We start from the raw sequence: 23796 nt of genomic DNA, 5'->3' as shown, positions 1-23796 counted from the left end.
GCCCTCGTTACACGCGTCACCACCGGGCACCCGCACCGACCACCGCAAGCCGGGCAATCCGCCACCTTCGCTGCCCTCATCGGTTGTGCAACCACCCACCGCACCGAGGAGTGTCCGCCCCGGCCACCCACCGTCAGCACTCCTGGCGCGACGCCGCACACCACCGGAAACCACGAAAGACCAAGTAAGAGGGACAGGAGAGAAAGGAGGGAAGCCGTGGAGTGGGGGAACCCGCCGGTCTCCTGGACCGAGCTGGAAAGACGCATCTCCTGGGGCAAGAGCGGCACGGTAGCGCAGCGGCCCCCCGAGCCCACCGGGCAGCTCACCGCGGTGCGCCCGCTGCGCTCCACGGGCGCCGCGTGGGCCGAGTTGCACGTCCACTCCTCGTTCAGCTTCCTCGACGGGGCGAGCGCCCCCGAGGAGCTGGTCGACGAGGCCGCCCGGCTCGGGGTGGAGACCCTGGCGATCACCGACCACGACGGAATGTACGGCGTGGTGCGGTTCGCCTCGGCGGCGAGAGCCGCCGGGCTGGCGACCGTGTTCGGCGCCGAACTCAGTCTGGACGTGGACGCGCCGCGGACCGGGCGGCCCGACCCGGGCGGCAGCCACCTGCTGGTGCTGGCCCGCGACGCCGAAGGCTACCGGCGGCTGTGCCAGGTGATCAGCGACGCGCAGCTCGCGGGCGGCGCCAAAGGGCGGCCCGCCCACGACCTGGACATCCTGACCGAGGCGCACGGCGGGCACTGGGCCGTCCTCACCGGCTGCCGCAAGGGTGCCGTGCCCGCGGCTCTGGCGGAGCAGGGCACCGAGGCCGCGGCGAACCGGCTGCATGAGCTGCGGGAGCGCTTCGGCGCCGACAACGTCTACGTCGAGCTCGCCGACCACAACCAGCCGCTGGACAGCGCGCGCAATGACGCCCTCGCCGAGCTCGCCGCCCGCACCGGAGCGGGCCTTGTCGCCTCCAACAACGTCCACCACGCCGCGCCACGCGACGCGCGGCTCGCCCAGGCGCTCGCGGCGCTCCGGGCGCGCGGCGACCTGGACACGATGGAGTCGTGGCTGCCCGCCGCCGGCGGCGCGCACCTGCGGGCGAGGGTGGAGATGGCCGCCCGCCTGGAACGCTTCCCCGGTGTGCTGGAGGCCACCGCGGAGCTGGGCCGCGCATGCGCCTTCGACCTGACCCTGATCCGCCCGCAACTGCCGCACTCGCCGGTACCCGAAGGCCGCACCGAGGCCACCTGGCTGCGGGAGCTGGCCCACCGCGGGGCGCGCACGCGTTACGGGGAGCCGGGGCCCGCGACCCGGGCCGCCTACACCCAGATCGACCACGAGCTCGACGTGATCGCGGAGCGCGGCTTTCCCGGGTACTTCCTGATCGTGCACGACATCGTGGAGTTCTGCCGCGAAAACGGCATCCTGTGCCAGGGCCGGGGCTCGGCGGCGAACTCCGCCGTGTGCTACGCGATCGGCGTCACCAGCACCGACCCGCTCTACTACGGGCTGCTGTTCGAGCGGTTCCTGTCGATGGAGCGCGACGGGCCGCCCGACATCGACCTGGACATCGAGCACCGCCGCCGCGAGGATGTGATCCAGTACGTCTACCAGCGCTACGGCCGCGACCGGGCCGCCCAGGTGGCCAACGTCATCAGCTACCGCCCCAAGATGGCGGTGCGTGATGCCGCCCGCGCCCTGGGGTACTCCCCCGGCCAGCAGGATGCCTGGTCGCGCGAGGCCGACTCACGCGAGTGGAGCGGCGAGGACCTGCCCCGCCCGGTGGCCGAGCTCGCCCAGCGGATGCTGCGCCTCCCCCGCCACCTGGGCATCCATTCCGGTGGCACGGTCATCTGCGACCGGCCGGTGGGCCAGGTGTGCCCGGTGGAGTGGGCCAGCATGCCCGGCCGCACCGTGCTGCAGTGGGACAAGGACGACTGCGCCGCGGCCGGCCTGGTCAAGTTCGACCTGCTCGGGCTCGGCATGCTCTCGTGCCTGCACGACGCGTTCGACCTGATCGCCGAGTACCACGGCGTCCGCTACGAGCTGGCGAGCGTCCCCGCCGAGGACCCGGCGGTCTACGCGATGCTGTGCGACGCCGACTCCGCCGGGGTGTTCCAGGTCGAGAGCCGCGCCCAGATGTCCACCCTTCCCCGGTTGCGTCCCACCAGGTTCTACGACCTGGTGGTCGCGGTGGCGCTGATCCGCCCGGGCCCCATCCAGGGCGGCGCCGTGCACCCCTACCTGCGTCGCCACAGCGGAGCCGAGCCCGCCAGTTGCCCGCATCCCTCCATGGAGAGCGCCCTGGCGCGCACCCTGGGTGTTCCGCTGTTCCAGGAGCAGATGATGCAGTTGTCCATCGACTGCGCCGGGTTCACCCCCGACGAGTCCGATGAGCTGCGCCAGGCCATGAGCGCCAAACGCGCCCCCGAGCGCCTGGAGCGGCTCCGCGGCCGGCTGCTGGAAGGGATGGCGCGCAAGGGACTCCCGCCCGATCTCGCCGAGGACGTCTACACCAAGATCGTGGCGTTCTCCAGCTACGGGTTCCCGGAGTCCCACGCCATCAGTTTCGCGCACCTGGCCTACACGAGCGCGTGGGTTAAGCGCCACTACCCCGCCGCCTTCACCGCCGCGTTGCTGCGCAACCAGCCCATGGGGTTCTACCACCCGCAAACCCTGCTGGGCGACGCCCGGCGGCACGGTGTCCGCGTGCTCCGGGTAGACCTCAACGCCAGCGACACCCGGGCCACCCTCGAATGGCCCTCCGCTGCGGAGACCGCGGAGGCGGTCTCAGGGTCGGCGGAACCGCGTCCTCGCCACCCGCACGCACCCGAAACGCCGCAGCCCGCGATCCGGATGGGGTTGGGCAGCGTGCGCGACCTCGGTGACGATACCGCTGCCCGGATCGCCGCCGCGCGCCCCTTCACCGGCCTGGCCGACTTCGCCGAGCGCACCGAGGTGCCCGAGAAGGCGCTGGAGGCGCTGGCCACCGCGGGCGCCTTCGGCTGTTTCGGTCTCGGCCGCCGCGAGGCGCTCTGGGCCGCGGGCGCGCTGGCCCGCACCCGCCCCGGCCAGATCCCCGGCATCGTCCCCGGCACCGGCGCGCCGGAGCTGCCCGCCATGCCCCCGGCCGAGGAGACCCTCGCCGACCTGTGGGCCACCGGCACCTCCGGCACCCACCCCATCGCCCACCTGCGCCCCTGGCTCGACGGGGATGGGGTGGTGCCCGCCGGGGCCCTGGCCCGGGTGCGCGACGGCGCGCACATCACGGTCGCCGGTCAGGTCACCCACCGCCAGCGGCCCGAGACCGCGCATGGGGTCGTCTTCCTCGGCCTGGAGGACGAGACCGGGATGGCCAACGTCATCTGTCCGCCCCACGTGTGGCGGCGCCACCGCACGAGCGGGCTCCGCAGCGCCGCTCTGCTGGTCCACGGCCGACTGGAGCACGGCCGCGGCGCCGTCAACCTCGTGGCCACCGGCCTCGACCCGCTGCCCGCCCCCACCGTCGAGCACAGCCGCGACTTCCAGTGACCGGTGTCCGGCCGGCGTCCATTCCCGTGTTCTGGCCATGACCCGTGCTCGGGTTCGCCGTCAGGACGCGGGCCGCGCCCGCGGCATCGGCGGGACCTCGGTGAACCTCCGGCTGCTGTGCCCCACAGGGCGCGGCTCGCGGCCGTCGGCAACGCATTGGAGGAGCTCCCTCCCTGCGATCCCTCCCGCCTGGTGGAAGCCGCTCTCCGCGGCGTGGGCCTCGCTCCAGACGCTGTCCCGCAGCACGATACGGGCCGCGTAGACCGGCCGGCCGCCGCCGTGGAACTCCAACGCCTCGCGGACACCCGCACCGAACGCGGCGACGAACTCGGCGGGAAGGGGGCCGCGGTCGCCTGGCCCACCGGCCGGCGGCTGGCCGTCGACCAGTTCGAGGGCGTCGGCCGCATCATCGGCGAGCGGATCGGCATCGGCCCACACCACGGCGAACGAGGCAAAACCGGCCGTCTGCTTGAGGTGGTGCACGAAGATGCCCGTGACCCTGCGCGGCAGCGCGGGTGGGCGTTCGCGGCGGTCGTCACGCATGGGTGGGCCTCCGTGCCCCGTTGGGCTGTCTGGACGGGCTGACCGGTCCGCGCCGAACGTGGGTCCCGCGGCCGGCCGCTGGCACAGCGGCCGACAACGTCGGCACGGTCCCAGCACGTCCGCCGCCGGCGGGTGGCGCCGTCGCCGGTCGGTCCGGCGCCGAGATTAGCCCGCGCGCGTTCCGGCACCAAGCGGTTTTCCGCCCGCTCGCGGCCTCCAGTGGCCGCTACCGGGTCAGGACGGGGCCGGACCGGCCGGGGCGTCGAGCATCCGCAGGATCTGCTCGGCGACGGTGTCCGGCGCGTCCTCGGGCAGGAAGTGGCCGGCGCCGGGCACGATGACCGGGGCGGTGCTGCCGGGAATGGCGCGGTGCAGCCGCTCGGCGTACGACGCGGGCTGCCAGGAGTCCGCGCCGCCCCACACAATGCGCACGGGCATGGTCAGTTGGCCGAGGTGCGGCACGATCCGCTGGGTGTGCGTGGAGTCGTAGTGCCGCACCTGGTGCTCGAAGAACGACACGCGCCCGACGGCCGAGCGGTGTGGTGCCAGATAGGCGTCGAGCACCGCTCCGCTCATGTCCCCCTCGCCGGTGACGGTCATCGCGAGCTGGCCCGCGAGCAGCGCCTCGAAGTCGTCGGCGGTCATGCCGGCGGGGTTGCCCAGGTGGTCGGCGATGATCTGTCGCCAGGTGGCGGATGGCCAGGAGTCGAAACTGACCGTGTCGACGAGCATCATCCGCCGCACCCGATCCGGGGTGCGGGTGGCCAGGATCTGCCCGATCGCCCCGCCCAGGTCGTGGCCGACCAGGGTGACGCCGCCGACCCCCAGGGCCGCCAGCAGCCGCTCCAGGAGTTCCGCCTGGGCCGTCACGGAGGTGTCCCGGTCCACCGGCCGTTCGGAGCGGCCGTAACCGAGCAGGTCGTAGGCGATCACCCGGTGTCCGGCCGCCGCGACCCGCGGCAGCACGTCGCGCCAGATCACCGAGTGCGAGGGGGTGCCGTGCAGCAGCACCACCGGCTCGCCCGCGCCGCGGTCGCAGTAGGCCAGCCGCACACCGTCAACAACGATGTCGCGGTCGAGCGGGGACTGTGCCTGTGTCATCGCGGATCACTCTCCTTACCGGTGCCCGGAAGCACCACGAGCTTGCCGAAGAAGTCCTTGCGCACGAAGTCGGCCTGGGCCCGGGGAAGGTCCCGCAACGGGTAGGTGCCGGCCAGTAGCGGCTCGACGGAACCGGAGCCCACCGCCTGGACGACGTCGGCGAAGTCCTGGTGGGTGCCGAACGAGGAGCCGATGAGCTGGATCTGCTTGAGGTAGACCGTACGCAGGTCCGTCTCGACGGTCGGGCCGGCCATGGCGCCCGCCACCACGTAGCGCCCCAGCGGCCCGAGCGCGGCGAGCAGGGCGGCGAACAACGGCCCGCCGACCACGTCGGCGACCACGTCGACCGGGCCGGCGGCCCGCGCCGCATCGCCCGCCAGGTCCCGGGAATCGCGGGACACGGTCGCCACCGCGCCGAGCGTGCGCGCCCGCTCCTCCTTGCCAGTCCCGGCCACCGCGACGACGCGGGCACCACGCGCCGCGCCGAGCTGGACCAGTGCCGACCCGACACCGCCCGAGGCACCCGTAACCAGCAACGTCTCGCCAGCGCTCACCGCGGCCCGGTTCAGCATGCGCTGGGCGGTCGTGTAGGCCGTGGGGAACGTCGCCAGCTCCGCGTCCGCCAGCGGCGAGTCGATGGGGTGGGCGTTGCCCTCTGGAACGGTGGCCAGCTCGGCGAACCCGCCGTCGCGCTCGCTGCCGAGATAGTCGGTGGTCACCAGCTCGCGCTCGCCGCCCGAGTACAGCATGGGGTCCACGATCACGCGCTGCCCGACCCGGGATTCCGCGACCCCCGGGCCGACCCGGTCGACCCGCCCGACGACGTCGGCACCCTGGATGCGCGGGAACTTCAGCGGCTCCCTGCGCCAGCCCGTCTGCGCCTGCCCGTCGGTCTCGGCCCCGTAGGCACCCTCCCGGGTCCAGATGTCGGTGTTGTTCAGCGCCGCCGCGGCGACGCTGATTCGCACCTCGCCCGGGCCGGGTACGGGGTCGGGCACTTCGCTGCGGTACTCCAGCTTCTCTGGACCGCCGAATCCGGTGAGTACATAGGCACGCATGGCAGTCCTTCCCGACAAGGAATATTTATACCCACCGGTATAGTTACTCAAGAGGGCGCCAGAAGTCAACTGACCGGTTGGTATACTTCTGCTTACCGGATGACCAAGGGGTGTATATGAACCAGAGCGCGGAGTCCACCTACCAGCCGCGGCTGACCCCCGCGGGCCGGCGCGTGCTGGACGCCGCCTCGGAGCTGTTCTACCGCGAGGGCCTACACGCGGTCGGAGTGGAGAGCATCGCGCAGGCCGCGGGAGTGACGAAGAAGACGCTCTACGACTGCTTCGGGTCCAAGGACGAACTGATCGCCACGTATCTGCGCCGCCGCGACGGGAACTGGCGCGCGTGGCTGGTCGACTTCGTCGACCGGAACGCCGACACGCCAGCGGACAAACTACTGGCGGTCTTCGACGGGATCGCCTACTGGCAGCAGACGAAGAACGCGCGCGGCTGCGCGTTCATCAACGCACTCGCCGAGTTACCGGAGGACTCCGGCCCCGCCCGCACCGCCATCCACGACCAGAAGCGGTGGATGATCGAGTACCTGACCGGCCTCGTCGCACAAGCGGGCCACCCCGGGCCCGAGACGCTGGGCCGGCAGCTCTTCCTACTCCAGGAGGCCGCGTTCGTGGCGGACGGTACGGGCATTCCCGACAACGCGATCCAGCTGGCCAAGGACACCGCCGCCGCGCTCATCGCTTCCTCGCGCGCCGATCCCGGATAGACCGCACCTGTGCTTATTCGGGCATACGCGGGTCCAATACAGCACACGCTCCAAAAGACACGAAGGCCATCCCGGGTGGGATTGAAGCGTTTCACGCGGTTCCGGACGACTCGCGGCAGCGCAATCCGCCCGTTCAGGAACGGCGCGCTCTCAACCGGGCCGCGGTAAACACGCACCGGGCGCGAGAGATCAGCGCTCCCCCCTCACGGACGAGGAGCCGCAATTCGTCTGGGCCGCGCTGCGCGTCATAGCCCGGGGAACACTCCGGGCGTCAGGGCCATCCCGGCAACGATCAGTACGATTCCCCAAAGCATTCGCCGACCAGCAGAGCGAAGACACCGGCGATAACGAGGATGATTCCGATAATGAGGAATACGATACCAATAATGGCCGTACTGAGCTGAACCAACATCAATTAACGCCGGCTGTGCGCCGTTCCCGCAACGCGTCGAATCGCAGTGCGGTATAGCTGGCAGAGACCGGGGGCCTGGCTACGTTGTACTTCCAGGCGCACCCCAGGGCTATCAGGAACCGTGCGATATTCGCGGCGTGAGGCGCCCCGAGGTTCCCGGACATCTACTCAGTAAGACGAGCTTGCCAGGAAACGAGGGGATACTGGCCAGGGTAATCAACTACTCCCCGGAATTCCGCGAGGAAGCAGTCACACACGTCTTCGGGACGCGGCGTTCGGCCAACCAGGTCGCACGCGACCGGGAACCGGTTCTGAGGCCCTGCGGAACCCGGTTTGGAAGTACAAACGAGCGCAACCCGATCAAGTTTCCGTCCGGTGGCTGCGCGAACAGGTCCGCTACGCGGACGCCGGGGGACGCGGTCGCCGGCACGGTAGCTGCGGACGCCCGGTCACAGCGCCCCCAACGACCGCGGGACCGCGTGCCCCCACCGCTTACCCGGGCCGCGAAGGTCCCTTGCCTGCGTTCGGCCTCAGCACCACGGCGGCCCGATCGTCACTCCACGCCGAGGGCGTCGACGAGTTCACCGGCGGTCGGGTTGGGCAGGGCCCGTGCGGCATCAGCCATCGCGACAATTCCCACCAGGCGTTCACCATCGATCACCGGGAGCCGCTTCACCCCGTGCTGGACCATGGTGCTGAGGAGATCTTCGACCGGGTCGTCAGCGCCGATGGTTACCGCTTCGGCCTGGGTCAGCTGGCCGGTGACTGTGTCGAGGGGCTTGCCGTCGCCCACACCGCGCACCACTATGTCACGGTCGGTGAGCATACCCTTCAGCTTCCCGTCCTTACCGCAGATCGGGAGCGCACCGACACCGTTGCTCCGCATCGTCTCCGCGGCCTTCTGCAAGGTTTCCTCGGTGCCGATGCACACGGGGTCGGGCGTCATGAACTCACGCACGGACGGCATAACATCATCTCCCACCAGTCGTTTCCGTTCGCGCATCCGCTACCCACAGCCACCCTGAGTATGAGAACGCGAGACGGTATTTCAGAACCGGGGGGCGCGGAGACGGGGCTCGTTGGCGGGTGTGGTTGGGCTGTCGCCGGTGCCGGTGGGTAGGCCGGTCAGGCCCATGGCCACCGGTTGGGGGTGCCCCTGTCTCGCCCTTCATGCCTAGTGAGTACCTATTAGTCCGCTATGGCGCACTTGAGACTGCCAGGCAGGGCCTGCCCTGGGCCACACCTACACCGCTGATCGGGCGAGTGATCGGTTCCCGCGGCACGCAGCTCGCTGGTGGCGTGCCATCGGTGGGGGTACCAGGTGACCGGGCACGACCGCGCATAGCCGCCCCACCGCCACGCTACGCCTCAGTCACCAACGCCCCACGCTTCGCGGTATCCGTCGCGGTTTCGGTATCCGGTGGCGAGATAACGAAGAATACACTCCAGCGTCACTATCCGTGCTCGCCCTGTCTCGGACTCTTGGCCCCCAGTGCCAGCGTCGCGGGTGTGCTGCGCGAGCGCGGTCTCGTACTCCTGAAGGATGCGCCGTTCGGCCTCGATACGGGCCAGGGTTTCCTCGGCTTCACGAGCGGTCTTCGCGCTCGCGCCAGAGTCGGCCTGGCTACCTTGCGTTACTGATTCTTCCAGGGTCGCCTGTGCCCATTGCTCGTCGGTGTCCCACTGGTGGCGCAGCCACGCGGTCAGCTCATCCATCGCGTCAGTCCGCCTCCGAGTCCCACTACCGTCGCCACCCAGCGGCACAGGACCACATGGTCTCCGTGCTCCTTGGTGGCGGTGTCCATCATCGGACCACGTTAGCCGCCCAGGCCGCTCCCGATATCCGTGGTGGGCCAGAGACGGCTTGAAGCGGTCCAAGCAGTTCGCCAAGACGCGCAGGTTGCCTAGTGGGGGTGGCGTGGCGCGGCCGGCAGCTCCTGAGCCCTACCGTGCGCCTGCCATGGCGCGAGTGAACTGACGTTTCCCCGTTCTCCGGATTGCTGACTACGGCTGGGCGCTGCACAACCGCAGCGCCCAGCCGTCCGGCGCTGCCCGCGGGTACCCGGTTCATCTAGGATGCCGGCTATGGTTCTCCGCCCGACACTGCGCTCGGCGGTGGTGGCGCTCTGCGTGGCCGCCGCCATCGCCGGGTGCCTCCCTGTGCGGCAGTCAGACCCTTCTCCGGCTCCCGAGCCCGTCGAGCTGGAGTCCCCTCCCCCACCCGGAATGTCGTCCGAGGGGTCGCAGTACTTCGGGTACGCGATGCCCGAGGACTGGGAGAGCCGCTCGGTGGGGGCCGGCGGCACTGGCTCCGTCTGGGAGGACCCCCAGGGAACCGTGCAGGCATGGATGGCGACCACCACGGCGCTCAGTGCGCCCGAGGCGCCCAACGACGACGTTCCCGAACTGTGGTCCACGCAGCCCCGCTACCTCGACCGCGACCTCACCCTTACGGACACCGCCCACCTCGACGTCCCCCACGCGGACGCGGCGTTCCGCTACGACGCGACCGACCCGGACGGCCGGGAGCACGTCCTCTTCGAGGTGTACGCCATCGACCCCGGCAAGAAACTCTCGATGTGGATCATCGACACCACCAGCGAGGAAGCCAACGAGATCGGCGCCACACTGGTCGCGGTGTCCGGCGAGGACGACTCCGACAACTGACCGGCAACCGAGCGGCGCGCCCGGCCACGACCCGCTCGTGCGCTCTCCGGCGCGCAAAGGCCCCACGGAGAGGTCCCGGAAAACACCTGTGGTGCGCCATCAGGGACTCGAACCCCGAACCACTGATCAAGAGAGCGCAGGGCACCCGGAGAGTTTTTCGCAGGTCGCATGGGTTTCGCGATCTCTGGGTTTCGTTCTTTCACCACGTACCGGTGGCCGACCGCCAGGTCCGGTGCTTGCCTCGAGGGCAGCATGCGAGCCATGGCCGGAGCCCAGCGGCAGAAGGTGCCAGTCGCGCTGCTGAGCCTCGGCGCGGTGACGACAGGGCCGAGGGGGCGGGTTCGACCGCGCGCTATCAACCCTCCTGCCGGGCACGCCAACCGCGCTCGCCATCGCCGCACCTCTCCCCCTCCCCACCAGCCCCGTTACCAACCTCCCCGAACTCACACCTAGTGTTCCGGCGGGGATTCGACGTCGATCTCCCAGACATGTCCGTCCGGGTCGGCACACAAGGCGGTGTATCCCCAGGGCTTGTGCTCTGGTCCGGCGAGTACCTTTCCTCCGGAGCTGCGGATCCGCTCAACCAGGTCGGTGACCTCCTGTTTGGTGGCCACTTCCAGGCCCATGAGGCACTCGCTGGTCCCGGCGGGAGCGAGCTCACGAGTGTCACCAAGGACCCAACCGAGACCGTCGGCGGGGATGAGAGCTAGCAACGTGCGCTGGTCGATGCGGAACATCAGAGGTTCAGGCACGCCATCCTCGGTGGGTTCGCCGACGAGCTCGAAGCCGAAGGCGTCGCGGTAGAACAGCATCGAGCTCATACGGTGGGCGATCGGCAGGCTGATGTGGAGGCCACGAGCCTTGGTGGGCATGACCACTCCGTTCGGTTCGGGTACACGACATGGTCAGTCGTATCGACCGCTGGCGACGGCGGAACTCATCGCGAGTACCGGTTAGAACCGATCTTGAGAATCCGGGTCCTACGCGAGCGAGGGACGGACCCGAATCGCTCAAGTTAGTCGGGTGGGGTTTGGGAGTGGTTCTGGGTGGTGGGGCCTGTTTGGGAACGGGGCGTTAACGCGTGGGCCGGTGGGCTGGTTCGTGGCTGGGCTCGCTGGTTCTGGGTCAACACGATGCGTTGACGTGGGTGCGGGGCCTGGATGACCTGGGGGTTGAATGTGGGGCCGTAGACCTGGTCCATGGTCTTGCGGAGCCGATTGTCGTCGCCCTTGCGCCGCAGCGGGCTCGCGTCGTCGTTGATGGCGGCCACCATGGCGCCGTCCTTCGTGGCGTGGGGGCGATACGGCACCCGGGGTGTTTTCCGGCGGCGTGGCGACCGACCGCACACACGTCGGCCCTCAGGCCTCCATGGCGAGCACACGGCGAGTTCACCTCTGCCCACGTGGAAGCGCTGGCCAACGCCGCCGCGCAACTGCACACGAAACGCGGCCACCCAACGGCAGCGGCAAAATGCAACCGCGCCCTGATCCTGCTGCTCGCCTACACGGGCCTGCGCTGGGGCGAAGCGGCCGGCCTCCGAGTCGGACGGGTCGACCTCGACACCCGCCGCATCCGCGTCTCGGTCGCCCTGTCCGAGGTCAACGGCGAAATCCTGGAACAGCTCCCCAAAACCGGCGAGCGGCGGACCATCCCCATCCCCGCCTCCCTCGTCGCCGAACTGAAGCCGCTCGTCGACGGCCGAGACAGCGACGCCTACGTGTTCACCACCCAACAGGGCACACCGCTGCGGCTCCGCAACTGGCGCAACCGCGAGTTCAACACGGCACGGGCCAACGCGGGCCTCGAAGGCACCGGGCTCACCCCGCATAAGCTGCGCCACACAGCCGCCTCGCTGGCGATCGCGGCCGGAGCTGACGTGAAGGTCGTACAGCAGATGCTCGGCCACGCGACCGCGACCATGACCCTCGACACCTACGGCCACCTGTTCCCGGACCGCCTCAACGAGGTCGCCGACGCTATCGACGCCGGACGGGCCCAAGCCCTGGCAGGGTGAAGGATGCCGGACAAACAGAACGGCCGCCCCGGGGCGTGTGCAAGGAATGTGCAACGCGGGTGGGACGGCCGCCTCACTGCCTTCCGGACAACCCGGCGTGACCTGGGGTCTCGCTGGCTGTCTGGTGCGCCATCAGGGACTCGAACCCCGAACCCACTGATTAAGAGTCAGTTGCTCTGCCGCTTGAGCTAATGGCGCTTACCCAAAACTCCGCCGGTGGGGGCTTTGCTGCCCTGCCTTTCCGACGGCGTTAACTTTATCAGCACCTGGGAGTGCTCGCGAACGGGTTTCTGCCCGGCATACCCCCACTCCCGAGTTCGGGAGTGGGGGCTACGCGGCAGGCTCCGGATTCAGGACCATGTCATGACCACGACGACCACGATGCCGATCGCCACGACAACACCGACGGCGGCGAGGATGTACGGGGTGATCGGCGGCTTGGGCGGGGCCGCGGGGGGCTCGTCGTTGGTGTCGACGAACTTCCGGAACATCATGGTCGAGCTGGCAGGGTCGTTCTGCTCCTCATTGTGCTGTGACATGAACTAGACACTAGCGACTCAACACGCCCGCGTGGACCCTCCGAACCCACGAATCCGTTCCGTACTCACCCGGTCACACAAGTCTCCCGTTCGCCCTGCCGTCACGTCGCGGGCGGAAGCCCGGCACGTAGCAGGGTGGAACGCGCGGCCAGGGAGGATCCGGCCCAGCGCAGCGCGAGAGCGGCCGCCCCCAGCGCGCCCTCGCTCGCTCTCAGCGGGACCGCACCGTGCCGGGCACGTATCCCCGCCCGTACCGCATCGGCCACCGGCCCCTCCGACAGCAGCGACCCCGCGAGCACGACGGGGTCGGCGCCGAACCGCTCCCCGGCCGCCACTGTCAGGCTGGCCAGCAGCGCGTCGGCGGCGCCGGCGACGATCTCCCGCGCTACGGCGTCCCCTTCGCCGGCCACCGCCGTCACCTCCGGGGCGAGCAGGCCGAGTTCGGCGGGATGGCGGGGGTAGACGGCCTCGATGATGCGTTCCCGTTCGCCCGGTGGAACCTCCAGTGCGGCGGCCAGCCGCTCGCGTAGTGCTGTCGGCCGACCGCGGCCGTCGAGGGCGGCGAGCACGGCGCGCAGCCCGCGCAGCGCGATCCACACCGCCGAGCCCTCGTCGCCCAGCAGCCAACCGTCGCCGTCGCAGCGCCACGCGACCGCGCCGTCGCGCACGTACGCGGCGACGGCCCCGGTCCCCGCTATGAGTACGGTTCCCTGGTCCGCAACGCTGCCGGCGGCGAACGCCGCGCAGATGTCGTCGGTGACGTAGGGTTCGCCGGGCATCTCCAGCGCGTTCCACGCCCGCGTCGCTGTTTCGGTGGCCCGTGCGTGCCCGGCCTCCGACGCCCCCGCCATGCCGAACACGGAGCCCACGACCCGGACCCCGCCCGCCGCGGTCAATGCCTCGTCAAGCGCGGCGCGTAACGAGGCGGCCGGGTCGGGACTGGAGTACTGGTTGGCACCACCGGCACGCCCGCACCCGAGCACTGTCCCGTCGAGCGCGGCGACAACGCAGCGCGTCGAGGTTCCTCCGGCGTCGACTCCGACAATCGCGTGTTCGGCCATGCCAGCAGCCTAGATCTCCTTCCCGCGGGCCGTCGCCGGGGCAGGTGGGACGGCACCGCGAATGTTCCCCGGTCGAACGGGACGCGCGGCCGGATTGGTGATCCGTTCGTGACCTGCGCTTCCGGTGAAAGTGAAACGCCAGTGCGCTGAAAGCCCGGCCCGACACCATAGGTCGCGTAGGCGATTCCGGCCGGAACTTCCCCGCGGCCGTGAATGCGTCATGGCACGGTCTGGCTCACGGCGGCCCAATCTCCTCCCGGGCTGGAGGACGGCCAGCCCGTGAGGACGAGGATGTTCTGTTCCCAGAGCATCCGTGCCTGGCGGGATCCGTACGGGGGACGGCTTCCCGCCAGGCGTCCCCGCCCCTCGTCCGGTGGTGCCCGTGCTGCGAGCCCTCACCGGACGAGGGGCACTGCCCATGCCCCCTCGGCCCCGGCATCCCTGCGAGGCGCCCACTCAGATCCACCTCTGCGGGCCCGCGGGGGCGCCCCGCCAGGCACGGGCTTGGGTCCAACGCCGCGCACTGCCCTCGACAGCCTCAGCAGCGCTGGTCTAACCTCACGCGGGATAGGAGCGGATCTCGGGGCACACTGGTGTCATAGCAGGTATTCGATTGGACCACCGTCCAGTCATTGACTCGCTCACGACACCGAAGGAAACTTTCCAACATGGCGAGAACGGCGCAACCATCCGACGAACCGCCCTCGTCGAACGCCCACGACGATGCGTCCGCGCCCACCACCGTGCTGCGCGTCCGCTCGCTGCTGCCCTCCCTCGCTCCGGCCGAGCAGCGCGTCGCCCAGCGCATCATCGACGACCCGGAACGAGTGGCGGCCTCTTCCATCACCCAGCTCGCCAAGGACTGCAACACCTCCGAGGCGACGGTCATCCGGTTCTGCCGCACGATCGACTTCTCCGGGTACCGCGAGCTGCGGCTCACCCTGGCCACCGAGGCCGGGCAGGCCCGGGGCTCGCGTGTCGGGGCACGCGAGGTCACCAGCGACATCAACCCCGACGACACACTGGTCACAGTGGTCGAGAAGATCGCGTTCACCGACGCCCGCGCGGTCGAGGAGACCGGCGCGCAACTCGACGTCGAGGAGCTGCGGACGGTGATCGAGGCGGTTTCGGGGGCACGCCGCATCGACATCTACGGCGTCGGCGCGAGCGCCTTCGTCGCCGCGGACCTCCAGCAGAAGCTGCACCGGATCGGGCTCACCTCCTTCAGCTGGTCGGACGCCCACATCATGATGACCAGCGCCGCCCTGCTCACGACCGAGGACGTCGCGATCGCCATCAGCCACAGCGGAGGCACCCCCGACGTCGTCGACACCCTGGCCAAAGCGCGGCAGCGGCAGGCGACCACGGTCGCCATCACCAACTTCCCGCGCTCCCCCCTCGGAACCGCTGCGGACCGCGTCCTGACCACCGCGGCCCGCGAGACCACCTTCCGCTCGGGAGCAACAGCCAGCCGCCTCGCCCAACTCACAGTCATCGACTGCCTGTTCGTCGGTGTCGCGCAGTCCCGGTACGCGGACAGCCGCGCGGCACTGGAATCCACCTACGACGCCGTGCGCGGGCTGCGTGCCGACGATCAGGGGCGCCGCACACGCGACCGGGACGAGTAGCGGACCCACCCGTGTTGACCACCTGACAGGGCACCAAGAGCGCCGACAAACGGCAGGAAGGAACGGCATGCAGCCGGATCGGGAGACCACCGCAGATCGCAATGCCAACGGCGCATCGGGCGCCTCGGTGGAGATCGTCCGGTCGCCCACCGAGGGGCGCAACTCCGGCACCTACGACATCGACGTCCTGCCGACCATCGACGTGCTGCGCGAGATCAACGCCGAGGACGCGACAGCGCCCAGCGCCGTCGCCAAAGTGCTGCCGGACCTGGCACACGCGGTCGACCTGGGAGTCGACACGCTGCGGGACGGCGGCCGCATCCACTACTTCGGGGCGGGGACATCCGGCCGGATCAGCACGATGGACGCCGCCGAGCTCCCGCCCACGTTCGGAATCGTGCCGGGCCGCGTGGTCTCGCACCACGCGGGGGGCGAGACGGCGCTGGGGCACGCGGTCGAAGGAATCGAAGACGACCTCGACCTCGGCCGGACGGACGCCGCCGAGCTCACCTCCGCTGACCTGGCTGTCTGCCTCGCCGCCAGCGGCCGCACCCCCTACGTCGCCGGTGCCCTGCGCCGCGCTCACGAGGTGGGTGCCCGCACCGTTCTGATCAGCGCCAACCCCGCCGCGCCACTCGCGGGCGAGGCAGACGTGCACGTGGGCATGGACACGGGGGCCGAAGTCATCGCCGGATCCACCCGCATGAAGGCGGGAACCGCGCAGAAGCTCGCCATCAACGCGTTCTCCACCGCGGTCATGGTGCGGCTGGGCTACACCTACTCCAACCTCATGGTCGGGATGAACGCCACGAACGCGAAGCTGCGCGGCCGCATGGTCACCATCCTTATGGAAGCCACCGGCTGTTCGGAGGACGTCTGCGCCGATGCTCTCGCGGATGCCGACGGCGACACCCGTGTGGCGCTGGTCTCACTGCTGGGCGACGTAGACAGCGCGCGGGCCGGGCAGGAGCTCGCCGCATCCGGCGGGCACGTCCGTGGTGCGCTGCGCCGACTCGGGACCGCCGAGCCTTCTTAGGCAGTGTTTTTTGGGCTCGCTGGCGCTCGCCGGGTCGGGTGCCTGGAGGCCGGGAACCTTCGGGCACCTCCGGTGTGCCAGCAACGAGGGCTCGTTCCTCGCCCACAGAGCCGCCCCACCTGCGGACCCTCCAGAACCCCGGCGGCCCCCGACCTGCTTTTTGGGCTCACTGCCGCACGCCTGGTCGGGTGCCCCGGAAGCCGGGAACCTTCGGGCACCTCCGGTGTGCCAGCAACGAGGGCTCGTTCCTCGCCCACAGAGCCGCCCCACCTGCGGACCCTCCAGAACCCCGGCGGCCCCCGACCTGCTTTTTGGGCTCACTGCCGCACGCCTGGTCGGGTGCCCCGGAAGCCGGGAACCTTCGGGCACCTCCGGTGTGCCAGCAACGAGGGCTCGTTCCTCGCCCACAGAGCCGCCCCACCTGCGGACCCTCCAGAACCCCGGCGGCCCCCGACCTGTCCGGACCCGGCAGATTCCCCCGCGTGTTCGGCCACTGGGAACACCGGCACCGCACTGCGCGTCCTTCAGGATGTGACAACAGTGAGATGGAGCAGGCGGCGGGTGTGGTTCCTGGCTACGGCACTTGGCGCGCTGCTGGTGTTACCCGTGCCGTTCGCCTGGTTGACGTTCACCACGAGCGAGCACCGCTCCTCCGTTGGCGACGCGCCGGAGCGCCCCGTGGCCATCGTGCTCGGGGCCGGGCTCGCCGAGGACGGCAGCCCGGCGACCCTGTTGTCCCGGCGCCTGGACATCGCGGCCGAGCTGTACGACCGCGGCACGGTCCAGGCGGTGCTGGTGAGCGGCGACAACAGCCGCGAGGGCTACAACGAGCCCGACGCCATGCACGACCACCTGGTCGCGGCGGGCGTGCCGGCCGCCCATGTGGTGGGCGACTACGCCGGGTTCAGCACCTGGGACTCCTGCGCCCGAGCGAACCGGGTCTTCGGAGTGGACTCCGCCATCGTCGTCACGCAGGAGTTCCACCTGCCGCGCGCGGTCCGGCTGTGCCAGGCGGCCGGCGTCGACACAGCGGGCGTCGGCGACGCGAGTGGCGAGGTGCGCACCATCGCGACGGTCTACGGCTACGTCCGCGAGCTCCCGGCGGCGTTCAAGGCGGCGCTCGACACCGTACTCACCCCGGAGCCGACGTTCCTGGGACCGCCCGAAGCGGGGATCGACGACGCCCTGGCCGCTCCGGCGGACTGAGACCGCGGCCGGCCAGCGGAACCGCCGAGCCCCGGTCCGGGGCGGCCGGCGAGCGGGGCTCAGCCCCCGAAGAGCCGGCGCAGCAGGCCGCCGCCCCCGGCCTGGCCGCCGGTGTCCGCGGACGGGGTGCCCTGCCCCGGCGCCTGGGCTTCGGGCTCGGACTCGGTGCTCTCATCGTCATCGACGCCGGCGAACGCGCGGAAGGCGTCCCGCTCGGTGGGCAGCCCCCACGCTTCGAGCGCGCTGAGGACGCCGGGCGACTCCCAGGCGGCCTCCGGAAGCTCGGCGATGGCCCACAGTACTTTCAGGGTGTCCTGGTCGAAGTCGGCGGACTCGTAGTCGTCCGGGTCGTGGTGGGGGTCGTTGCGCGGGCCGAGGACCATCTCCAGGGCGGTTCCCACGACGATCGAACGAGAGTCGCCCTCGGCACCCGCCAGCACCTCCGGCAGCATGTCGACCCGCGCGCCGCGGGTCGCCGTACCGCAGCGGCCCAGGGCGAGGAAACCGAGCTGCTCCGGGCTCCGTTGCCCGCAATGCGGCCACGAGTCGCCGAACAGGCCCTTGTAGCCGATCTTGCTCCGCCCGCTGCGGATGATGCGGCGCAGGCACTCCTGCGGCACGCGCTCCCCGTGGATCACGGCCAGGGCGACCGCGGCGGTGAACCCGTTGTACAGGTGCCCGCCGGCCATCTGGTGGGCCAGCGCCACCGTCACCGCGGCGTGCTCCGGCCTGGCCAGCATCCCCAGCGCGAACAGCTCGGCGGATAGCGGATCGTCGCCCCCGGTGCTTCCGCTCCGCAGATCCCCGGGAATGAGCAGCGACGACTCCTGGGTGAGCGCCGGCAGCACACTCTCGGCCTCGTCGGGGAAGAACGCCAGGACGTAGCAGGCCCACTCGGCGGCGCCGTCGATACTGCGCCGGTTCTCCGAGCCCTTGAGTAGGCCCGCCAGGTCGGCGACCCGCTCGCGCGCGGCGTCGTGGGTCGCCAGCGCGGCCTCCAGGAGGGCGGGTCCGTCGTCCCGCGAGAGGACCGCCAGGCGGCTGGCCATCCGCCGGTACTCCTGCTCGTCGGAGGCCTCGTCGAGCCAGGTCTGGTACTGCGCGCGCACCTCGTCGACGGGAGTGGCACTCACCCAGGCCACCTCGTCGCGCCAGAGCGCGATGTCGCGGCCGTGGGGCAGCCAGGCCGCCGCGTCGGGCACGACGAGCTCCAGCAGCAGGCTGAGGGGGCGCCACCGGCCCGCCGGAGCCGTGGCGGGATCGCACGCGATCGCGGCGAGGAACTCCACCGCCGTGGGAGCGGCGAGGTACCCGGGCTCCGGGTAGTGGATGATGTCGTAAAGGGTGGACAGGCTTTCGACGGGGTCGTTGCCGCTCGCCGCGCCGTCGTCGGCCAGGTCGCGGAGCAGAGTGGGAATCTCCTTGCCGCGGTCGGGGGCGAGTACGCCCCAGTCGACTCTGTCGAGCCGGTCGCTCCACAGCTCGCGGCTCTCGCCGCCGGGCGTGTCCTTGGCGGGCGTACCTGCTGCGCTCATGGCGCTTCCGCCTCCGTCACCATCGATACCATCCATGGTCGCCCATTATCCCCGGTTCACGGAGCTGTCCGGAACTTCGAGCGGCGCGGCGCTACGGCTGTGCCAAGCGCGACCGCTCGCCGGGCGGGCCGGTCCGCGCGGGTGCGGGCCGCAGCACCGCATCGCGCAGCGCCTTGGCGTTGGCGCCCACCTCGCGGACATAGCCGTAGGCGGTCGACCGCGACCGCCGGACGAGGCTGGGATCGCCCACGCCGACAGTGTCGACCCCCACGGCCCGGCACAGCGCCACTGTTCTGGGCAGGTGGAACGCCTGGGTGACGACAATCGCCCGGTCGATGCCGAAGACCTCGCGCGCCCGCACACAGGTGTCCCAGGTGCGGTATCCGTGCGGATCGGCCACGATCACCCGTTCGGGCAGCCCGAGCTCCACCAGGAACCGGGTCATGGTGGTGGTCTCCTGGCCCGCCTCGGGGCGGTCGTCACCGGAGACAAGGACCGCCCCCACCCGGCCCGAATGCCACAGCCGCGCGGCCATCCGCAGCCGGCGCGCCAGGAGCGGCGACGGCCCGGAGGGCCAGACAGCGGCGCCCAGGACGATCGCGACCGGCCGGGGCGGGACGGACTCGACGCCGAACCGGCATCCCGCGCTCGCGAGGTAGACCCACACGGTCGGTGCCAGGGCCAGTACGCCCCCCACACCGGCAGCGGCCGCGGCCCAGGCTCCCGGTTGCACCCGTCCCCTCCGCCCCTGATCGTGTTTGCGCGTCCAACCCTATATCGGTGATGGGGGCGGCTGGTTAGACGTCCGGCGAGGGCGGCGAAGGCCCCAGACGGCCAGGGTCGGCGCGTGTCGGTGCGGGTGCCCGGCGGTGACCCCCTCAACGAAAGCACCGAGGACAGCGGGTCGGTCGGGAGTGCTTCCTGGTTCCGCCGGCGCGGGACTCGGGACCTCCGCTGCCCGTCCGCGTGGGTCCGCTACGTCCGATTTTCGCGCTGATCTTGCGGATTGCGTTCCTTTACCGCGCGGTAAAGGAACGCAATCCGCAAGATCAGCGCCCAGACCGCTCACAATCCAGACATAGCGGGCGCGCGAGAGCTCACGCCGCACCGAAACCGACCGTGCGGACAGATTCGGCGCCGAGACCGTCCCCACAGACACTCTCGGCGCGACCCCGCACCGAGAACCACACCACAGACACCCCCACTGGCCCCCACCACCAACCTCGCCACCCCCGTCGCGTGCGCGACCACCGGCCACCAGAAGCGATCACCACCAGCCCAGCCCACCCATTACCTTCTAGAGCGGTCCCGCAATGGGGCTCCAGGCCCTCGGCCCGGCATGACTCGCCCACCCACTCATCGATGATCCGCGGTGTGGTGTCACCGGGCCCGAGGGCACCGCACGACCGCTGATAGAGGCACACCGCCCTCGCCGCTGTCGTTGGGGCGTCACCATCGGGCGCCCGCACCGATTGCCGCGGGCTGGCCCCACCGCCCTCGCCGCCCCGCTGGACGCCGCACACCCCGCCCGCAGCGCCGATCCAGGACATGACGGGCGCTTGCCGCCGCACTGCGCGACCGTGCGCCGGGCAGCGGGCGTTCCCGCACGCCCTCCGGGTCAACTGATCGGCCAGTACTCGGCGACCGTGGCGTGATCCTGCGCGTTCCCGGACAGCATGCGGCGCAGCTCGGTCGCCTCCTCGGCGAGGTGCCGCATTCCGTGCCGCCAGGCCAGGCGTTCGGCGGTGCGCAAGGGCACGTCGACTTCCTCCACTGCCCTAGCCTCCGCGCGCATGATCCGAGCCAGCAGCATCTGCGCGCGGATCTGGCCGGAGCGGTCGGGAATCTCGGCGTAGGCGGCAATGGCGCGCTGCGCGTGGTCATAGGCCGTCGTGATCGGCTTGCGGAAAGTCGGCGCCCCTACTCCGATCGCCTTGCGCGCCATGGAGCCCTCGACGGCGCGGGCATCCGGCATGGCGGCGGTGAGCAACCGCTCGGCGATGATCCGGTGGGACCTCGCGCGCCACAGTTTGTCGGTCAACGTGGCGAACCCTTCGGTAGCCAGCTTCAGTTGATGGTCGCCCTCCTTGAAAAACCCATCCCTGATCTGGGTGAGACCCATCGTCAACCGGGTCCAGTGCATGCCCCAATGGTCACCCATGCGATCCAACAGCTCGATCGACTCGTGGAACATCGCCATCCTGCTCCGGTACGACCAGGACCGCCGGCGGACGCGCTCCTTGTGCCACGTGGCCGCCCCGGGCACGTGGGGGCCAGCGTCCTTCGGCTGTTCCCCCTGCTTGGCCAGGTCGGTGTACTGGTTTTCCAGGGTGCGGTGGTTCAGCGCTCCCAAGGCGCGCAGGCACCGGGCGACATAGCCGTCCTTGCCCTCCGCGCGGGCACTCTTGCGTACCTCCTGCAGCAGATTCCACGCCTCCAGGTCGCATCCCAGCCGGGTCAGCACCTCGGCGAGCAGAATCCGGGTGTGCTGGCCCTGGTCGCTGTCCCCCTCAGCGTCGAAGGCGTCGCGCGCCTGCTTCAGCAGGTGCTGCGCATCGTCGTAGGTTCCGACGTGTGTGTCGACCTCGGCGAGGTTGCACCGCGTTCGGGCCTGCCACCAGGTCTCCCCGTGCGCGGCGAAGATGTTCTCGGCGCGCTCCAGGGCGACGCGCGCGGCGTCGACGTCGCCCCGGCGCCGCTGGTTGCCGCCCAGGGCGCGCAGGGCCCGCGCCCGCCACCGCGGGTGCGCCCCCTGTTCCTCGAACGCGTCCCGGGCGGCCTCGGCCAGTGTGACCCCGAGGTCGTAGTCGCCGCGGCTGCCGGCGAACTCGGACTCGTCCAGCATCGCCATGGCGAGCGCGTGCGGGTCGCCCCCGACCTCGGCCAGCTGGCGCTGCGCGCGCACCGCCTCGCCCCATTCGTCCCAGTGGGTGCGCACCGTCTGGCACATGGCCGCGAACGCTCGGGCCAGCCTGCGCCCCAGATCCGGGCGGCCATCGGCACCCGCCACCCAGACGCACCCCAGCAGGAACTCGCGGTCCCGTTCCAGCCACGCCTGCGGATACTGGGGCGCGGTCAACCCCAGCCGTTCGATGAGCTCCGGCGGGGCCGCCGGGACCGCGCCGAACTGGTCGCCCGTGTGGCTCAGGGCCTCGGCGGCCTGCTCGGCCAGCCAGGTGTAGGCGTAAACCAGGCGTTCACGGGCGGCCAGGCTGGACTCCATGGACCAGGCGAGCGCCTCGTCAGAGGGCAGCTCGAAGTCCTCCGGATCGCGGACGCGCAGCATGTCGGCGGCCAACTGGTGCAACTGGTACCGGATGCGGCCGTCGTCGGCCTTGCCGAGCTGCTCGACCAGGAACCGCGTCTCCAGATCGTCGATGACCTCCTGAGCCTCGTGGCAGGGCAGGTCCAGCAGGGCAGCGGCCGAGAAGTCCGCGATCTGGTACACCCCGGTTACGGCCATGCGCCGCAGCAGCAGCCGGCCGAGCGGAGTGCACTGCTGGAACGCGGCCGTGAAGGAGGCACGGAAACCCAGCGGGGCCTGGACCAGCGGGCTCTGGTCGACGCGCCGCAGGGTGGTGAGCAGTTCGCGAGCGCCGTCGCCCGTGGGGGCGGCGAGCCGCTTCCCGCACATGCCCAGAGCGATGGGCAGCCCGTGGCAAAGCGCGGCGATCCGCCGGCGCAGCTCCCGTTCCGCCTCGACCTCGTCGGGAGTTCCGGCGACCGGCGCGAGCTGGTCCAGCAGCTCGACCCCGACCTCGTTCTCGCTGAAGCCGAAGAGCTCCACCGTCTCCCAGCCGAAGTCGGCGTCGGCGAAGGACCGCGGGCTGACGAACGACCGCCGGCTGGTGACGATAACCGCGCTCAGCGCGCTGTTCGGAATCAGCGCTCGGATCTGCTCCGGGTCCGCGGCGTTCTCCAGCACCAGCAGCAACCGACGGCCATCGGTCTGCCGCCGCCAGGTCTGCTCCAGGTGCCGGCGCGGCCCGCTGGGCGGGTCGCCGATGGCGTCGAGCGCCTCTTCGAGCAGGCTGTACGTGTTTCGAGGGGCGTGGCGCCCAAGGGGTGCCGCGGGACCGCTGGACAGCTCCGGGTCCGCGGTGGTGCCATCGGTGGACCCGGAGCCCGATCCGGAGCCGCCCCCGATCCATGAGATGGGGTTCCAGAGTCGGCGGCCGCCCTGCTCGGCGCCGCCGGTGCCAGTGTCGTCCTCGCTCTCCCCCTCCTCCAGGTCGAGGTGGGTCTCGTCGAAGTCCGCCCGGTCGCCCAGCAGGTCGATCCGGCGGACACCGTCGGGGAACCGGTCGAGGTACTTGCGGGCGATGCGGTTGGCGAGCTGGCTCTTGCCGGTGCCCGGCGGCCCGGTGATCACCACGACCAGCGCCGGGTGCATGTTGTCGTCGTCCCGCCACGACGCGGCGTGCAGCAGCCGCTTCCAGCCGGGCCGGGGGAACCGCGCGAACAGCCGGTCGATCCGGGCGCGTTCGTCCTCGTAGCCAACGAAGTGTTCCAGGGGCGGAGGGAGGTCGTTGCCCGGCTGCGGTTGCTCGATGAGCTTCTGGGGACGGTTGAACCGCCTGGCCAGCTCGGGGTACACGATCGCCGCGATCGCCTGGCCGAACGCGCCGAGCGCGGTCAGCCAGAGCAGGAGCACGCGCGGCAGGTCGTCCCCGAACAGATCCGGGGTTGCCTGCAGCCAGACGCAGATGGAGGTGAGCAGCATCGCCCCGCCCCACAACACCGTTGGGACTC

At 70.8% G+C, this 23796-nt stretch carries 19 protein-coding genes and 1 tRNA gene; 7 read left to right on the top strand and 13 right to left on the bottom strand.

The features are described 5' to 3' along the window. Nucleotides 1–216 precede the first annotated feature (216 nt). A complete protein-coding gene (locus tag F4561_RS04465; protein WP_184575042.1) occupies nucleotides 217–3522 on the top strand; it encodes an error-prone DNA polymerase in 3306 nt (1101 codons plus the stop codon). A 60-nt stretch (nucleotides 3523–3582) separates the two neighbouring features. Here F4561_RS04465 and F4561_RS04460 read toward each other — a convergent pair whose 3' ends face one another. The 3 genes from F4561_RS04460 to F4561_RS04450 all read right to left on the bottom strand — a co-directional run bounded on the left by F4561_RS04460 (nucleotide 3583) and on the right by F4561_RS04450 (nucleotide 6224). Beyond that, nucleotides 3583–4065 (bottom strand): hypothetical protein, encoded by a 483-nt coding sequence (locus tag F4561_RS04460; protein WP_184575040.1) that lies wholly within the window; start codon nucleotides 4063–4065, stop codon nucleotides 3583–3585. A 234-nt stretch (nucleotides 4066–4299) separates the two neighbouring features. Beyond that, nucleotides 4300–5166, bottom strand: a complete 867-nt coding sequence (locus tag F4561_RS04455) for an alpha/beta fold hydrolase (protein WP_184575038.1) — start codon at nucleotides 5164–5166, stop codon at nucleotides 4300–4302. Continuing rightward, nucleotides 5163–6224 carry a zinc-binding dehydrogenase gene (locus F4561_RS04450; protein WP_184575036.1) on the bottom strand — a complete coding sequence of 354 codons (1062 nt, stop codon included), beginning with the start codon at nucleotides 6222–6224 and terminating at the stop codon, nucleotides 5163–5165. The genes F4561_RS04455 and F4561_RS04450 overlap by 4 nt, the downstream gene beginning before the upstream one ends. A gap of 116 nt (nucleotides 6225–6340) precedes the next feature. Here F4561_RS04450 and F4561_RS04445 point away from each other — a divergent pair, with 116 nt between their 5' ends. Continuing rightward, on the top strand, nucleotides 6341–6946 hold the full coding sequence (locus F4561_RS04445) for a TetR/AcrR family transcriptional regulator (protein ID WP_184575034.1): 606 nt from the start codon (nucleotides 6341–6343) through the stop codon (nucleotides 6944–6946). Between the two features lie 965 nt (nucleotides 6947–7911). Here F4561_RS04445 and F4561_RS04440 read toward each other — a convergent pair. Together F4561_RS04440 and F4561_RS04435 are read right to left on the bottom strand one after the other, a co-directional pair. After that, nucleotides 7912–8325 (bottom strand): CBS domain-containing protein, encoded by a 414-nt coding sequence (locus F4561_RS04440; RefSeq protein WP_184575032.1) that lies wholly within the window; start codon nucleotides 8323–8325, stop codon nucleotides 7912–7914. 401 nt (nucleotides 8326–8726) lie between these two features. After that, the gene (locus F4561_RS04435; RefSeq protein ID WP_184575030.1) at nucleotides 8727–9074 is read right to left on the bottom strand and encodes a DUF6221 family protein; all 348 of its coding nucleotides are present in this window, start codon (nucleotides 9072–9074) and stop codon (nucleotides 8727–8729) included. Nucleotides 9075–9443: 369 nt separating this feature from the next. Between F4561_RS04435 and F4561_RS04430 the strand changes: the two genes are divergently transcribed. Further along, nucleotides 9444–10025: a hypothetical protein gene (locus tag F4561_RS04430; protein ID WP_184575028.1), complete on the top strand. Its 582-nt coding sequence runs from the start codon at nucleotides 9444–9446 to the stop codon at nucleotides 10023–10025. Nucleotides 10026–10474: 449 nt separating this feature from the next. Here F4561_RS04430 and F4561_RS04425 read toward each other — a convergent pair whose 3' ends face one another. Both F4561_RS04425 and F4561_RS31895 read right to left on the bottom strand, forming a co-directional pair. After that, nucleotides 10475–10897 carry a VOC family protein gene (locus tag F4561_RS04425; RefSeq protein WP_184575026.1) on the bottom strand — a complete coding sequence of 141 codons (423 nt, stop codon included), beginning with the start codon at nucleotides 10895–10897 and terminating at the stop codon, nucleotides 10475–10477. A 143-nt stretch (nucleotides 10898–11040) separates the two neighbouring features. Continuing rightward, the gene (locus tag F4561_RS31895) at nucleotides 11041–11334 is read right to left on the bottom strand and encodes a hypothetical protein (RefSeq protein ID WP_221445361.1); all 294 of its coding nucleotides are present in this window, start codon (nucleotides 11332–11334) and stop codon (nucleotides 11041–11043) included. A 93-nt stretch (nucleotides 11335–11427) separates the two neighbouring features. On the opposite strand from F4561_RS31895, the gene F4561_RS04420 reads away from it, so the two are divergent. Further along, complete coding sequence (locus F4561_RS04420) at nucleotides 11428–12039, top strand: tyrosine-type recombinase/integrase (RefSeq protein ID WP_312885142.1); 612 nt, start codon at nucleotides 11428–11430, stop codon at nucleotides 12037–12039. A gap of 122 nt (nucleotides 12040–12161) precedes the next feature. Here F4561_RS04420 and F4561_RS04415 read toward each other — a convergent pair. The 3 genes from F4561_RS04415 to F4561_RS04405 form a co-directional block, all read right to left on the bottom strand. Further along, nucleotides 12162–12237 (bottom strand) — tRNA-Lys (locus F4561_RS04415). 152 nt (nucleotides 12238–12389) lie between these two features. Further along, nucleotides 12390–12578, bottom strand: a complete 189-nt coding sequence (locus F4561_RS04410) for a hypothetical protein (RefSeq protein WP_184575022.1) — start codon at nucleotides 12576–12578, stop codon at nucleotides 12390–12392. Nucleotides 12579–12679: 101 nt separating this feature from the next. Continuing rightward, nucleotides 12680–13639: an N-acetylglucosamine kinase gene (locus tag F4561_RS04405; protein ID WP_184575020.1), complete on the bottom strand. Its 960-nt coding sequence runs from the start codon at nucleotides 13637–13639 to the stop codon at nucleotides 12680–12682. 668 nt (nucleotides 13640–14307) lie between these two features. Between F4561_RS04405 and F4561_RS04400 the strand changes: the two genes are divergently transcribed. The 3 genes from F4561_RS04400 to F4561_RS04390 all read left to right on the top strand — a co-directional run bounded on the left by F4561_RS04400 (nucleotide 14308) and on the right by F4561_RS04390 (nucleotide 17509). Continuing rightward, nucleotides 14308–15267 (top strand): MurR/RpiR family transcriptional regulator, encoded by a 960-nt coding sequence (locus tag F4561_RS04400; protein WP_184575018.1) that lies wholly within the window; start codon nucleotides 14308–14310, stop codon nucleotides 15265–15267. A 67-nt stretch (nucleotides 15268–15334) separates the two neighbouring features. Beyond that, nucleotides 15335–16303: an N-acetylmuramic acid 6-phosphate etherase gene (locus F4561_RS04395; RefSeq protein WP_184575016.1), complete on the top strand. Its 969-nt coding sequence runs from the start codon at nucleotides 15335–15337 to the stop codon at nucleotides 16301–16303. A 531-nt stretch (nucleotides 16304–16834) separates the two neighbouring features. Beyond that, entirely contained in the window at nucleotides 16835–17509 is a 675-nt protein-coding gene (locus F4561_RS04390) for a SanA/YdcF family protein (RefSeq protein ID WP_312885141.1), read from the top strand. 59 nt (nucleotides 17510–17568) lie between these two features. On the opposite strand, the gene F4561_RS04385 is transcribed toward F4561_RS04390, so the two are convergent. From F4561_RS04385 to F4561_RS04375, 3 genes are all read right to left on the bottom strand, one after another. Then, nucleotides 17569–19044, bottom strand: coding sequence for a hypothetical protein (locus F4561_RS04385; protein ID WP_246437134.1), 1476 nt, complete (start codon nucleotides 19042–19044; stop codon nucleotides 17569–17571). A gap of 91 nt (nucleotides 19045–19135) precedes the next feature. Then, entirely contained in the window at nucleotides 19136–19777 is a 642-nt protein-coding gene (locus F4561_RS04380; RefSeq protein WP_184575014.1) for a SanA/YdcF family protein, read from the bottom strand. An 885-nt stretch (nucleotides 19778–20662) separates the two neighbouring features. After that, on the bottom strand, nucleotides 20663–23767 hold the full coding sequence (locus F4561_RS04375; RefSeq protein WP_184575012.1) for a hypothetical protein: 3105 nt from the start codon (nucleotides 23765–23767) through the stop codon (nucleotides 20663–20665). Nucleotides 23768–23796 lie beyond the last annotated feature (29 nt).

It is taken from the genome of Lipingzhangella halophila, assembly GCF_014203805.1.
Classification (GTDB): domain Bacteria; phylum Actinomycetota; class Actinomycetes; order Streptosporangiales; family Streptosporangiaceae; genus Lipingzhangella; species Lipingzhangella halophila.
Note: the sequence above shows the minus strand (reverse complement) of the source record. Positions and strands in the feature narration are given on the sequence as shown.

Excerpts from the sequence above, each read along its gene's own strand:
- F4561_RS04460 (WP_184575040.1), bottom strand. The coding sequence starts at position 4,065 with ATGCGTGACGACCGCCGCGAACGCCCACCCGCGCTGCCGCGCAGGGTC.
- F4561_RS04455 (WP_184575038.1), bottom strand. The coding sequence starts at position 5,166 with ATGACACAGGCACAGTCCCCGCTCGACCGCGACATCGTTGTTGACGGT.
- F4561_RS04450 (WP_184575036.1), bottom strand. The coding sequence starts at position 6,224 with ATGCGTGCCTATGTACTCACCGGATTCGGCGGTCCAGAGAAGCTGGAG.
- F4561_RS04445 (WP_184575034.1), top strand. The coding sequence starts at position 6,341 with ATGAACCAGAGCGCGGAGTCCACCTACCAGCCGCGGCTGACCCCCGCG.
- F4561_RS04440 (WP_184575032.1), bottom strand. The coding sequence starts at position 8,325 with ATGCCGTCCGTGCGTGAGTTCATGACGCCCGACCCCGTGTGCATCGGC.
- F4561_RS04435 (WP_184575030.1), bottom strand. The coding sequence starts at position 9,074 with ATGGATGAGCTGACCGCGTGGCTGCGCCACCAGTGGGACACCGACGAG.
- F4561_RS04430 (WP_184575028.1), top strand. The coding sequence starts at position 9,444 with ATGGTTCTCCGCCCGACACTGCGCTCGGCGGTGGTGGCGCTCTGCGTG.
- F4561_RS04425 (WP_184575026.1), bottom strand. The coding sequence starts at position 10,897 with ATGCCCACCAAGGCTCGTGGCCTCCACATCAGCCTGCCGATCGCCCAC.
- F4561_RS04410 (WP_184575022.1), bottom strand. The coding sequence starts at position 12,578 with ATGTCACAGCACAATGAGGAGCAGAACGACCCTGCCAGCTCGACCATG.
- F4561_RS04405 (WP_184575020.1), bottom strand. The coding sequence starts at position 13,639 with ATGGCCGAACACGCGATTGTCGGAGTCGACGCCGGAGGAACCTCGACG.
- F4561_RS04400 (WP_184575018.1), top strand. The coding sequence starts at position 14,308 with ATGGCGAGAACGGCGCAACCATCCGACGAACCGCCCTCGTCGAACGCC.
- F4561_RS04395 (WP_184575016.1), top strand. The coding sequence starts at position 15,335 with ATGCAGCCGGATCGGGAGACCACCGCAGATCGCAATGCCAACGGCGCA.
- F4561_RS04385 (WP_246437134.1), bottom strand. The coding sequence starts at position 19,044 with ATGAGCGCAGCAGGTACGCCCGCCAAGGACACGCCCGGCGGCGAGAGC.
- F4561_RS04375 (WP_184575012.1), bottom strand. The coding sequence starts at position 23,767 with ATGCTGCTCACCTCCATCTGCGTCTGGCTGCAGGCAACCCCGGATCTG.